The sequence below is a fragment of the Pseudomonas sp. MYb2 genome (assembly GCF_002979955.1).
Classification (GTDB): Bacteria; Pseudomonadota; Gammaproteobacteria; order Pseudomonadales; family Pseudomonadaceae; genus Aquipseudomonas.
Window position 1 is genome coordinate 1 of the sequence record NZ_PCQC01000018.1, and the last position, 13,627, is coordinate 13,627.

9 protein-coding genes and 1 pseudogene are annotated in these 13,627 nt (G+C 49.9%); all 10 read left to right on the plus strand.

Going from position 1 to position 13,627, the window contains the following annotated elements; genetic code table 11:
• Nucleotides 1-495: pseudogene (locus CQ009_RS23705) on the plus strand (type VI secretion system tip protein VgrG); the annotation flags it as partial.
• Complete coding sequence (locus CQ009_RS23710; RefSeq protein ID WP_105708870.1) at nucleotides 480-1,313, plus strand: DUF4123 domain-containing protein; 834 nt, start codon at nucleotides 480-482, stop codon at nucleotides 1,311-1,313. The pseudogene CQ009_RS23705 and the gene CQ009_RS23710, both read left to right, overlap by 16 nt.
• 1 nt (nucleotide 1,314) lies before the next feature.
• On the plus strand, nucleotides 1,315-4,323 hold the full coding sequence (locus tag CQ009_RS23715) for a hypothetical protein (protein WP_105708871.1): 3,009 nt from the start codon (nucleotides 1,315-1,317) through the stop codon (nucleotides 4,321-4,323).
• Nucleotides 4,316-5,284 carry a tetratricopeptide repeat protein gene (locus CQ009_RS23720; protein WP_105708872.1) on the plus strand — a complete coding sequence of 323 codons (969 nt, stop codon included), beginning with the start codon at nucleotides 4,316-4,318 and terminating at the stop codon, nucleotides 5,282-5,284. The genes CQ009_RS23715 and CQ009_RS23720 overlap by 8 nt, the downstream gene beginning before the upstream one ends.
• Before the next feature lie 458 nt (nucleotides 5,285-5,742).
• Nucleotides 5,743-7,725 (plus strand): hypothetical protein, encoded by a 1,983-nt coding sequence (locus tag CQ009_RS23725; RefSeq protein ID WP_146117566.1) that lies wholly within the window; start codon nucleotides 5,743-5,745, stop codon nucleotides 7,723-7,725.
• Nucleotides 7,718-8,692 carry a tetratricopeptide repeat protein gene (locus CQ009_RS23730; RefSeq protein WP_371920183.1) on the plus strand — a complete coding sequence of 325 codons (975 nt, stop codon included), beginning with the start codon at nucleotides 7,718-7,720 and terminating at the stop codon, nucleotides 8,690-8,692. The genes CQ009_RS23725 and CQ009_RS23730 overlap by 8 nt, the downstream gene beginning before the upstream one ends.
• 221 nt (nucleotides 8,693-8,913) lie before the next feature.
• The gene (locus CQ009_RS23735) at nucleotides 8,914-9,882 is read left to right on the plus strand and encodes a tetratricopeptide repeat protein (protein ID WP_105708874.1); all 969 of its coding nucleotides are present in this window, start codon (nucleotides 8,914-8,916) and stop codon (nucleotides 9,880-9,882) included.
• A 17-nt stretch (nucleotides 9,883-9,899) separates the two neighbouring features.
• On the plus strand, nucleotides 9,900-10,877 hold the full coding sequence (locus CQ009_RS23740; protein WP_105708875.1) for a tetratricopeptide repeat protein: 978 nt from the start codon (nucleotides 9,900-9,902) through the stop codon (nucleotides 10,875-10,877).
• A 301-nt stretch (nucleotides 10,878-11,178) separates the two neighbouring features.
• Nucleotides 11,179-12,477, plus strand: coding sequence for a hypothetical protein (locus CQ009_RS23745; protein ID WP_105708876.1), 1,299 nt, complete (start codon nucleotides 11,179-11,181; stop codon nucleotides 12,475-12,477).
• 163 nt (nucleotides 12,478-12,640) lie between these two features.
• Nucleotides 12,641-13,267 (plus strand): hypothetical protein, encoded by a 627-nt coding sequence (locus CQ009_RS23750; protein WP_105708877.1) that lies wholly within the window; start codon nucleotides 12,641-12,643, stop codon nucleotides 13,265-13,267.
• Nucleotides 13,268-13,627 lie beyond the last annotated feature (360 nt).

Consider the following 13,627-nt stretch of genomic DNA (forward strand, 5'->3'; position numbering starts at 1 on the left):
AAGAACAGTTACAGCGAATTCAAAGCCGAAGAACACCATACCGTCTACGAAGACCGCAAAGTCGAAGCCCGCGCCAATGATCACCTCACCGTGGGCCTCAATCAGCACATAAAGATTGGCACCGGCCAGTTCATTGATGCTGGCCAGGAAATCCACCTCAGCAGCGGCATGAAAGTGGTGATGGAAGCCGGTGCGGAGCTGACCCTGATCGGTGGTGGCAGCTTTATCAAGATTGATGCTGGTGGTGTGACCATGAGTGGGCCGGTGATCAACATGAACTCGGGGGGTGGTCCGGGGAGCGGCACGGGGGCGGCGCCGTTGTTGCCGGGGTTGTTGAAGCAGGCTGATGCTGACAAGGCTGGCAAGGTGTTAGTCCCGCCAATGACCAATCCATTTGTACGAAAAAGCGTTCAAGGTCTGCCCCTTGTTCCGATCTGTGGAAAGCAAGCCGATGGCGCTTGCTCGCGAGAGGTTTGCCCATGTCTGAATGGCTGAGTCATTTCCTTGAACAACCCGTGGCCACGACGCCATCGGACAGCAGTGGAAACCGCACCCTGTATGGCATCATCGACAGCGTTCGCCAGCCTCGGGCGCTGGAAAAGCTCTACCAACAGTCCGGGTTGAATGATGTTGAAAAGCTGTTTCAGGACACGCCGTTCGCCGAAATGAATGATGTCAGTCCGATCTGGCTGCAACTGACACCGGGAAGTCCTGCCACCGCCCAAGCCATTGAGCTATGCCGCGACAACCGCGCGGGCATTTTGCTGACCTCGCGTGAAAAGCCGGAGACCGCGCTCTTGCATGCTCGTCGCCTCCTGCGCATGAACGACCCGTCTCATGGTGACTCGCTGGCGCGCTACTACGACCCGGCATTCTGGGGTGCGCTGGCGCTGACGATACCCGCCCGAGCGCTGTTCGGCCCTTGGGATCGCGTCTATACCCCGCCCGCTCACATCGACGATCAACAATGGCGTGTTTGGGAACAAACAGAAAAAGTTGATGCCTCTAATGGCGAACAAAAATATCCGCTGCACCTAAAGAGCGACACGCTGTTAGCGTTCGATGAAATCCGTTGGTGGTACTGGATTCGGCTGCGGAACGCCGAGTCCGCTGCGAGCTTATCGGATTCTCAACTGTCTGGTGTGTCCGATAATTTGCAACTGCTGGTGGATCACGGCATTGAAGAAGGACGTCATCTTGAGCACCTGCTGCCGAATCTGAATCAAGGTCCGCTGCAGGCCCGCGCCGACGTCATGAACGTGCTGAGCAGCGACATGCCGGCATTCGAGAAAGTACAACGACTGGAAGTCTGAGATGACAGGTACGTCCGAACAAACACCCGCGCCAGAACAACCACCTGTTGTCATTCCGGCCGATCCGCCAAAAAAGACTGCCGACGCGGAAACGTTCTGCAAAGACAAGAAGCCGGGTTGCAGCAGCAGCTACGACGACATCATCTACGTTACCGGTCAGCGCCGTTTCTGGCTGTTGCCCAAGCGCACATCCGAAAAACTCAAAGAAAGCGTCAGCCTGCTCAAACAGAAAACCGTCGACGCTGATAAAGCCACGCGCATGAGCAACATCGCTGACGCGGGTTTGATGGACTACTTCCTCACCCCGGGCCCGGAAGCCTTTCTCGAAGGCGAGCAACATAGCAGTTACCTGGCGTCTAAGTCGGCAATCCCCGAAGACACTGCCAAAAAGACGCAGTGCCGCAAGGATTGGGAAACGGCAAAAGCAAAGGGTGATAGCGACGCCACGATGCACGCCGAGCGCGAGATGTTCCACGCTGGACAGCGCATCGAGAAAAACCAGAAAAACATGGAAACCCTCGAAAAAGTTTCCGACGAAAAAGCAAAAACGTTGGGGTACAAACGAGAAAACGGCGTCTTCTATACCCCGCGCGCGTTAAAGGCCTGTGAAGCCATCGATACGTACATTAAAGAGCGCGACAAGGCGAAAGCCCACGGCTACAAAATGTTCGATCCAGGCACCAAGAAGATCGCCTCGGCTTGGGAACATCTGAAAGAATATAAGGCCCTTCACAAAAAGCTGATTGAAACCGGCGAGATCGACGAAAAGAAACTCAAGGGTGTGCAAATCAACATCCTGGCGTTGAAAGACCTGATGTCCAAGTACATCAATGCCATCGTCGAGCTTGCCGAGTGCGGGATTGCAGTTCCCGAGTTTGCGCTGAGTCCCGATGACCAGTACGCCGGTACCGAGGATTTTCAGGCATTCATCGAGCTGACCAGCAAACGCGATGAGCTTGAGAAAAAGATCGAAGAACGTTACTCCCAATGGGTCTCGGCCACTGGCGGCAAATCTGCGCCACCCGGCGTGCTCTTCGTCAGCTTGCAGAAACAGTGGTACGACCTGAATAACGAAGCAGAGCGAATTCAGACCACTGCCGAGGCTCGCGTTCGAGCACTGAAGCCGCCCCGTCTGTTTCTCTGGGACGCGGAAAGCTACAAGCCAAAACCCCTCGAACGACTGGCCAAAACAAACATTCCACTGCGTGAGCTCAGCAGCGCCTCGTCGACGACGATTCTGAACCACATCAGCCTGAAACATCTGGCACAGGTCAGCGGCAACGCATTCGAGGGTCAACTCAAAGAACTCGCGACCAGTTTGCCCAAGTCGATTGCCAAAGAATCCGACGACGACCGAATATTCAGTGATTGGCTGGAACAGGAAGGCGCGCTGCAGTTCGATGAAAAGGGACCATGGTTCGATGAACATGGACTTTTCGTGCCTGAAAAATTCTTCAGCGCACTGGAAGCCAAAGGCTACAGAGTCGAAAGCATCAAAGCCGAAGCCAAACGCAAAAGCTGGGGCGAAAACCTCAAAGCCATGGTTTTCGAAGATAAGCAGTTGCGCAACCTCATGCTGTTCGACAACAGCCCGCAGGCCCAACTGGTTCGATGCTTACTCCCGGAAAGCGCCAACCTTCTGTCCGAAGTCAAAATGGAAGGCCCCACGCTGAAAAGTGGTTCCCCTCAGATTGCCAATGTAGAAGTCGCACTGGATGTAACGGCGTGGCGCGGGGAAGTCAGCTTACTCAAAGTCGAGTTCCCGAAACGGGCAAAAGCCGACCCTTGGATCGCAAAATACAAGGCTCATGACGGCAGCGTGCGCAGCGTCAACTTCGGCAAACTGTCTCTGGATCTGGAAGCCAAGGCCTGGGGATTCGCTGGCGCAAGTCTCATGCTGTCACGCGACCTGACCCTGGACCAGAAAACCGGCTACACCAGCCTGGTCGGTGTAGACATCGCTGAAAAATCCGGCGACCTCGCCAAGTTCGAAGTGTTTGCCGGCGCCCAGGCCGGGTGCAAAGTCACCGGCAAACTGTTCTGGTGCCCTCCCCCAAGCGTCCTCCCGCCTGCTCCCGTGCCCAATCGCATTTCAGCCAACCAGTGGCGCCCTTTGGCCAAACTGGAAGTTGAAGTAGCCGTGGCCATCGGCGCCGGCTACACCGGCGACATGCACCTACGGATGCAAAACGGCCTACTGCTGTTATCGATCAAGGGCGCGCTGGTCTGGGGCGCAGGCGTCAAAGGGTATTTGACCTTTGAAGTCGGCTACGACAGCATCGTAGCCTTGACGGAACTGGTGCGACAGGAAATGGCCGCGAACCAATACAAGGATCTTGAGTGGGTCGATGGCGAAGCCATGGACTACCTGCAAAAACTGAGCTTCCTCGGCGCCACGGGTATCGATGTGGCGTTTGCCTATGTGCGTGGGTATTCCATTGTTAAAGGGATATTTGATGCGCTGACCGAGGGGGGGCGTGGGGGGTTGATTGCTTACTCAATCGTCACCGACAAAAAACAGAAAGAGATGCAGGAATGGGTATGTAACTTGCAGCCACAGGCACTTGGACCGTTGCTATTGACCCTTAGCTCATCTCCTGAACCTTTTTCAATAGAAGAAGACCAGGACAATAAAAGCGTCAAGGAAGATGAGGCATATCAACTACAGCAGAGAGCGATCGAACGGTGTTTAGGTTGGATATCATCCAACCCTAACGCTACTTTACAGTTTGAAGAGGCAATCATACGTATGAATCGGGATGGATTGCGACCACCGCAAGCCGGGCTCACATATTGTAAAAACAAATTCAAGCTCGATTCATTTATGGCTGAGCGAGTTAAAGCTCTGGACAAGGCCAGTAACGACACAAGAACAATTTATCGCGAGCATGTAGCTAGATTAGGCGCCCGACTAAATGGACACTGTGAGTACAACACCATTTATAAGGGCCCGGCTTTCGCTCCAACCCAAGATATAAAAGCAAGCTATAAGGGACCGAACATTGATTAAAATCGCATTATGCCTATTTCTATCCGTCCTTTTTTCCTGCTCAGCTTCTGCGCAATTAACACGAGAACAGCAGTCGAAAAAAGAGAGAGGACTAATTTTGTATCAGCAAAGCGACTGGTACGATTCTCAACCTTTACTAGAAAGTGCTGCCATTGCTGGTGACGAGACAGCCCAATATTACTTGGCAGAGGCGATTCGTCTTAGCAACCGATACACAACTAATGAAGCAAGAAAATGGTATGAAGCAGCTGCGCAACAGGGCAACCTTTACGCAATGCTAAGACTAAGCAGTAAGAGTGATATCTGTAATGAAATGAAAAGCTGCGGTGGCAAGAGTGCAAACGAATGGCGTGAACAAGTAATACAACTAGCTCAGGAACGAGCTAAAAACAACGACACTGAAGCAATGATCGTTTTATTCATCACCAAACAAGGATTCAGTTGGTTAGAAATGGCAGCTGAGGCAGGTGATCCTCTAGCGCAAAATACACTTGCAGGAATCTACGAAGATGGGGACGGATGGTTCATCGTTCCAGGTAGCCGCGAAAAAACCATTCAAAAGTGGTACAAAGCGTCAGCTGAAGGTGGATATCCAAAAGCAATGTATTTTTATGCCAACTATTTATTCGAACATGGAGGTAAGAAAGAAGAAGTTGCTTATTGGTTAAAAAAATCGGCCGAAGGCGGGTACGTCAGCGCGGTCGGTAATTACGCCCTCAGCGTAGCCCATATACCAAACGATCTAGACTACCCAAAAAACTTGATTGAGGCTTATGGGTTAGCCTATCTGATGTCTAAATTCGAGGGTGGTGGGACAGCAGCCGAAGACGGAGAAAGAATGCTCCCAAAAATCACTGAGAAAATGACCAAGGAAGAAATCAAGCAAGGTCTTCTATTTGCGGAAGAATGGAAGAAAACGCGCCCACCGCTTTCTTATTTCGTGCCTGTTTACGGCTATTGAAACCTCAACGTGGCATTAATCATGAAATTAGTGACAAGCTTTCTTCTCTTAATGCTTGCACCAAATGTTTATGCCACCCAATTGACATAGAATCAAGCTACTGCCAAAGATCGCGGTATCGCGTTTTACCATCAAAGCGCTTGGACTTTTTCACAGTTTTTTTTGCAAACCGCCGCCGAAACGGGTGATCGAGACGATCAATACTACTTAGGCGAGGCCATCCGCCTAAGTAATCGCTACATGACAGAGGAAGCCGTGTAATGGTATGAGCCCGTGAAAAAAGGGACAGATATATTTTCCAGATACTGAAAACAAACCTGTCCCCTTTCTGGTCAGGTACCGAGGATTTTCAGGCATTCATCGAGCTGACCACCAAACGCGATGAGCTTGAGAAAAAGATCGAAGAACGTTACTCCCAATGGGTCTTGGCCACTGGCGGCAAATCTGCGCCACCCGGCGTGCTCTTCGTCAGCTTGCAGAAACAGTGGTACGACCTGAATAACGAGGCAGAGCGAATTCAGAACACCGCCGAAGCACGCGTTCGAGCACTGAAACCGCCCCGCCTGTTTCTCTGGGACGCGGAAAGCTACAAGCCAAAACCCCTCGAACGACTGGCCAAAACAAACATTCCACTGCGTGAGCTCAGCAGTGCATCGTCGACGACGATTCTGAACCACATCAGCTTGAAACATCTGGCGCAGGTCAGCGGCAACGCATTCGAGGGTCAACTCAAAGAACTCGCGACCAGTTTGCCAAAGTCGATTGCCAAAGAATCCGACGACGACCGGGTATTCAGTGATTGGCTGGAACAGGAAGGAGCGCTGCAGTTCGATGAAAAGGGACCATGGTTCGATGAACATGGACTTTTCGTGCCTGAAAAATTCTTCAGCGCACTGGAAGCCAAAGGCTACAGAGTCGAAAGCATCAAAGCCGAAGCCAAACGCAAAAGCTGGGGCGAAAACCTCAAAGCCATGGTTTTCGAAGATAAGCAGTTGCGCAACCTCATGCTGTTCGACAACAGCCCGCAGGCCCAACTGGTTCGATGCTTACTCCCGGAAAGCGCCAACCTTCTGTCCGAAGTCAAAATGGAAGGCCCCACGCTGAAAAGTGGTTCCCCTCAGATTGCCAATGTAGAAGTCGCACTGGATGTAACGGCGTGGCGCGGGGAAGTCAGCTTACTCAAAGTCGAGTTCCCGAAACGGGCAAAAGCCGACCCTTGGATCGCAAAATACAAGGCTCATGACGGCAGCGTGCGCAGCGTCAACTTCGGCAAACTGTCTCTGGATCTGGAAGCCAAGGCCTGGGGATTCGCTGGCGCAAGTCTCATGCTGTCACGCGACCTGACCCTGGACCAGAAAACCGGCTACACCAGCCTGGTCGGTGTAGACATCGCTGAAAAATCCGGCGACCTCGCCAAGTTCGAAGTGTTTGCCGGCGCCCAAGCCGGGTGCAAAGTCACCGGCAAACTGTTCTGGTGCCCTCCCCCAAGCGTCCTCCCGCCTGCTCCCGTGCCCAATCGCATTTCAGCCAACCAGTGGCGCCCTTTGGCCAAACTGGAAGTTGAAGTAGCCGTGGCCATCGGCGCCGGCTACACCGGCGACATGCACCTACGGATGCAAAACGGCCTACTGCTGTTATCGATCAAGGGCGCGCTGGTCTGTGGCGCAGGCGTCAAAGGGTATTTGACCTTTGAAGTCGGCTACGACAGCATCGTAGCCTTGACGGAACTGGTGCGACAGGAAATGGCCGCGAACCAATACAAGGATCTTGAGTGGGTCGATGGCGAAGCCATGGACTACCTGCAAAAACTGAGCTTCCTCGGCGCCACGGGTATCGATGTGGCGTTTGCCTATGTGCGTGGGTATGCCATTGTTAAAAGGATATTTGATGCGCTGACTGAGGGGGGGCGTGGGGGGTTGATTGCTTATACATTAATTAGAGATAAGAACCAGAAAGCTATACAGGATTGGGTTTTTAATCTTCAGCCAGAGGCTTTAGGGCCGCTCCTTTTAGCATTATGCGCTCCTCCAAAAGCTTTCACCTCCGAAGAAGATGAGCAAGCTGAAGTTTTTGATGAAGAACAGACACATCTCCTACAACAGCGAGCAATAGAGAAGTGTTTAACCTGGATTTCAAACAAGACTAATGCTTCGCTACAGTTTGAAGAAGCGATTATTCGCATGAACAGAGACGGAGCGCGGTCAAGTCAGGCAGGATCCGTTTACTGCAAAAACAAGCTTAAATTGGACACCTTCATGGCCGAGCGTGTTTTATCATTGCAAGTTGGCACTAACGAAATGAGAAATCGATACAGAGCGCTAGTTTCGACTATGGGCGCTCGCTTGAACGACGATTGCAGTTATCAAACCGAATACAAAGGTCCAGCATTCGCACCTATTCAAAAGATCAAAAGCATCTATAAAGGGCCAAACATTGATTAAGCATTACACTTGGTTATTTTTTGCATACTTTGCATTGTGCGGCACAGCAAACGCCGAACTGACACCAACACAAAAAAGTGCAAAAGACACGGGTATCGCTATTTTTCAGCAGAGCGACTGGTACGACTCCCAGCCCTTCCTGAACATTGCTGCAGAGGCAGGGGATCGTGACGCACAATATTATTTGGGCGAAGCTATTAGACTCAGTCAGCGCTATATCACTCCAGACGCAAAAAAATGGTATGAGGCCTCAGCTGAGCAAGGTTTTTTATATGCAATGCTCCGCTTAAGCAATAAAAATGACTTGTGCGGAAGTATGGGTACCTGCACAGATAAAAATGGAGTTGACTGGCGAGATCGTTCACTAACAACGGCTCAAGAACGAGCAAAAAAAGGCGACACAGAAGCAATGACCGTCCTGTATACGGCTGGTCAGGGCCTGCCATGGCTTGAGAAAGCGGCCGAAGCAGGTGACAGTTACGCACAACAAATGCTGGCTAGCGCTTACAAAAGCGGTGCCGGGTGGTTTTTGATTCCAGGTAGTCGAGAAAAAGCGATTATCAAATGGTTTAAAGCGTCATCGGAAGGTGGTAACCCGAGAGGCATGTTCCTCTATGCGAATTACTTATACGACCATAATGGTAGTAAAGAAGAGATCGCATACTGGGTGAAAAAATCAGCGGAGCACAGCCATATAGATGCAGTTGGCACCTACGCATACAAAATTTCAGATCCGTCCAATGAACTTGGTTACCCAGAAAATCTGATTGAAGCATACGGCTTGACACTTTTACTTTCAAAGCTGGAGGCAGGAACAGCACCAGGAGATGCAAAGCGGCTGCTCCCGGATCTGGCTAAAAAGATGAATCCTGTAGAAATAACAGAAGGGATTGAGTTTTCGAAAGAATGGAAAAAAATCACGCCCCCTTATCTTATTTTGACCCAATATACGGATACTAGACGATAAAATATTCTTAACAACGCCACCTTCGCTTAATTACATTCAGGGGCAGAACACGGTTTATCATGTTTTACATGTGGCATGCCTCCGATTAAAAACACCTTCGACAGATTAGACTTTTTTGCACCAGAGACAAGAATCTATAACCACCATAGCTAATCGAACGTATACAGTGGCCATCATTTCCTCCACTCAAGTAGTCAAAGCTTTCCATACAGGACGAATCATTGACTAAAATAATATACATCATCATTTTATACTCAATATTTTTATTCACTCCAGTTTTCGCACAGCTAACAACAGAACAGCTAGTAACAAGAAATAAAGGGATTATTCTTTATCAACAAAGTGATTGGTACGATTCACAGCCACTACTGAAAATCGCGGCAGATGCAGGGGACAGTACAGCGCAATATTACCTAGGAGAGGCTATCCGCCTCAGCAACCGCTACACCACCGAAGATGCAAAAAAATGGTACAAATCCGCAGCTAATCAAGGAAATTTGTATGCAATGCTTCGGCTGAGTGCGCATGATTTGTGCAAAGAGATGGAAAGTTGCTCAGGTAAAAACGATGAAGAATGGCGGAGTTACGCACTGCAAATTGCAAATGAACGCGCCGAACAAGGCGATACTGAGGCAATGATTGTTTTATTTACCGCTAGCCAAGGTTTGCAATGGTTAGAAAAGGCAGCGACAGCAGGCAGTGGATTTGCTCAAAAAACGCTCGCTGGTAAGTACAAAGATGGTGAGGGTTGGTTCCTTATTCCTGGGAGCCGCGAGAAAGCTGTTGAAAAATGGTTCAAAGCTTCAGCGGACAGCGGTTACCCGCCGGGTATGTACCTATACGCAAATTTTTTATATGAAAATCATGCACGCAAAGAAGATGTAGGATATTGGCTAAAGAAAGCGGCTGAGTCAGGTCATATTGATGCTGCTGGTGGATATGCCCTCACTGTCGCGCACCTCCCTGACAGTTACGGATTTCCGTTGGACTTAGTAGAAGCCTATGGAATCACCTACCTTATCTCCCATTTGCAAGGTGGTGGCGTAGCCCCTGAGGATGCTAGAAGAAGCCTTCCTGAAATTGCCGAAAAGATGAGTCCTCAAGAGATCAAGGATGGGATCCGCTTTGCCAAAGATTGGGAAAAGAATCACCCACCACTTTCCTACTTTGTTCCGGCTTACGGCTACTGATTTAAGGAAGTTTATCTGTGTCCGCTTTCCGCCCTATTTTCTTGAGCATTGCCTTGTGGGTTTCCACCACATCAATTTCCAACGCCCAAGTCATTGAAAATCAAGCGGCAGCGAAAGAAACTGGCATTATGCTTTACCAGCAAAGTGCATGGACTTCCTCGCAGACTTTTTTGCAAACTGCTGCCGAAGCAGGCGATCGAGATGCTCAGTATTACTTAGGCGAGGCCATCCGCCTAAGTAACCGTTACATGACAAAGGACGCCGTGAAATGGTACGAGGCAGCAGCTGAAAAAGGACACATCTATGCCATGCTGCGTCTTAGTAACCAAGAAGATCTATGCACTTTAGTCGAAACCTGCACGCAGAAAAATGTTAAAGGCTGGAGGACTTTGGCCTTGAAAACTGCACACGAACGCGCGGAGAGAGGCGACACCGAAGCAATGGTTGCGCTCTTTACAGCCAAACAAGGTTTGGAGTGGTTAGAAAAGGCTGCAGAGTCGGGTGATGACTTTGCCCAGCAACTTCTAGCAAGTGCCTACCAAAATGGACAGGGTTCGTTCCTGATCCTAGGCAGTCGAGAGAAAGCAGTCAAGAAGTGGTTTAAGGCGTCTGCGGAGGGGGGCTATCCTCCCGGAATGTACCTTTATGCTAACTACCTATATGAGCACAATGGAAAAAAGGAAGAGATAGGACATTGGCTAAAAAAAACAGCTGAAGCAGGACATATCGATGCACTTGGAAGCTATGCCCTCAATATCGCCCACCTTCCGAACAGTTACGACTTTCCGCTCGATTTAGTCAAAGCCTATGGCTTTACGTATTTGATAACACAGCTCCAAGGAGGGGGAGCAGCACCAAGGGAAGCGAAGATCAGCCTCCCTGAGATTGCAGCAAAAATGAAACCTGAGGAAATCGAAATGGGGATTTCATTCGCAAAGGAATGGAAAAAAACACACCCCCCACTTTCCTACTTTGATCCAATTTACGGATATTAAGCCAATTTATTCCCAAGGCTACCGCCAAATGTTATAAGTGCAACTAGCCATTGGGCATTTGTAGAACCAACGATCGCATAACAAGAAATTAAAATTTTATAAATCCCACCAATGATTAAAAACACCATATTTTTATTTCTCTCTTTAGCAATGTCTAACTTTGAACATTTTCTCGCCCTACGCGAAATGGTGAGAAGGATCGATGCAACGCGGAAATTTTTAAACACCTCACCGCCCTTGTGTAAAATTTCGCTCCTTTGGGTCAGTGCGCTTTTGACAATGCTGAATAAGGACGAACCCCATGGATTTTGATCACGACCTACCTCGGCTTGGCGACATCCTGCTACTAAGGGGAAAGAGCCTGTTGACCAAGCCCAATATGGCGATTCAATCAATCACACGCTTGCAAATCGCGAGCTACTCACATGTCGCGATGGTTACCGGGCAGAACATGATAATTGATGCCAATCCAGGCATCGGAATCACCTTGCGTCAATGGGATGAAGTGAGTCATTCCTACGACGTCGCCAATTCGTTGTTAGTCCGACACCGCTACGCAGACGATGCGGCGACTTGGAATTTGCTCGAACAGGCTCAATACTATTACGGTCAGAAATACAAGATAACTGCGTTAATCAGTAACGAGGCGGAATTTTCTGACAATGAGGGCATTGTGTGCTCACAGTTCATCGCGCAAATTTTTCAGGATTGCGCACTGCCCTGCTCAGGAAAGTCGTGCCGCAAAAGCCTTCCCACAGATATTTATACTTTTACCAAAGCCAGCTCGGAATGGGTTCAACGTCCGCTCTCGGAAATCAAAATTGGAATAAGTTGCCGCTCTAGCGAGATCGCTCACTCCATAGTTCAAGTCAATCACCAAATGGATAATTATGTCGCTGCATCGCTAAAGCAGGCGTTTGATTTAAGTCGTCTGTTTCATGAGTTAACGGCAGACATAGCGGACGCAACAGACTTGATTAACGTAGCGAATGGTGGCTTGATTCCTCTGGCCAAGCGGATGGAAGCAGCAGCCACCAGCAACATTTCCATCGAGCATTTCAGTAAATCGTGGCGGCAATACTTTCTCGAGCCAAGAGCCAAGGCAACCTTCCTCCACGAGGCCGGCACGGCAGCTGAGCAGCCTATAAAAATCTTCATTAAGACATGTGAAATTGTAAAGCAACACAATACAGCGGCAGACAACGCGTCGGAGCAACTGAATTTGTTACTGACGCAGCTTGAACATATTTCAAAGTCCCTTCCCGCGGCGCCCTCTGACATTGAAATTCAAACGTGGGTTATCAACCATCTTGAGATCCGCAAAGAATTACAGCGGCAAATAGATATTCTTGACTGGATCATTATTTCCAGTCCAGGCAATCTTGATTTTGCCAAAAGCTTTGATTTCCAAGCCTTTATGGAAGAATACGATAAAGACCCCAAGCCTGATTTCAATGAAGCAATAGATACGCTGGTGATCATTGCTGACTATTGTCGCCATTGTAATAGCTGGGCACAACAACGCCCGCTTTATGAGCAGATAATGAGTGCTCATCACCTGCTCGGCAATGTACAAGGGGCCGAGCTCCACGCCCCTTGAACATGCCCCGCGCCCCGCATTGAGGCCGGAAAAGGCCGGAACGACCTGCTCATGCAAATCCCTGCACAGGCGCTGGCGCTAGCACACACTGTGTCCTAACCTTTCCTGGCCAACAGGAACCACATGAGCACCCATCGGCAATGTGGACTAAGGGAGCAAGCGCATGGCGAACAAAAAAGGAACTGCATTGGTAGCTGATCTGGAGACAATCGACAAAGCAGCAGGAATTTTCGGAATATGTTATTCGATACTGACATGGAGTGGTGTCGGAAAAGGATTCAACCCTTTCAGCTTGGGTTCCTGGACGAAAACGCTAGGAAAACTTGCGGAGGATGGACACGCAACAACGTTTCTTATCGATGGCGAAAACATCACACTGACGGGAATCAGTGAGACCGGTTGGGAATTCTCCACGGGTACGCTTGCCTCGCAGGATTGGGCGCGCGCCACCGGAAGCGCAACGACGTACGTTTACTATATTGGCGTAAACAAGCAGTTCATAAAAAAATATAGAAAACTTCAAGCCAAGTTAAAGAAAACAAAGACCGCCTATGACGTCCTTTGGCCAAATCTTGCCAATGCGACAACCCAATACCAGAACTGTGTCAGCCATAGCCACTATCTGGTTTCCGAGCTAGGCCTCGCTCACTGGGCAAACACCATCAAGGGCTGGTGGATGCCGTCCGCAAGCAACTGGGTAGATTGGTTTAAAAGTTTCGCACCTACCCAACGAGACGGGTTCAGTTGGAAGTACAAGAAATTCGATAGCACAAACACGCACATTCCATAACCATCTTTCCGGGACGGCAATGAATACACTTGCGCGCACCTCGCCCGCCATTTCATCTACGACCGAGCCCCGGCCATTCGGGGCTTAGTCGTAGATAGAATGTACACGCCCCCCTCACACATCTGAACAAGGAGAGGTTCATGACCAGGATTTTCGTACTGTTCACGCTCATCAATCTGCTCGCCGGTTGTAACACTTACTCTGACGGACACCCGCGCAGTTCCGAAGACCCCGGCTGCAAAACTGCGCAAAAACAGGCAGGTTGCCTCTAAGCGATTGCGCCAAGGCACGGGTTTCAATTTGCCCATTGAAGGGCGATCGCGTGCGCTCGCTCTTTACCCGTGCGGAGGTAAAGGCGAT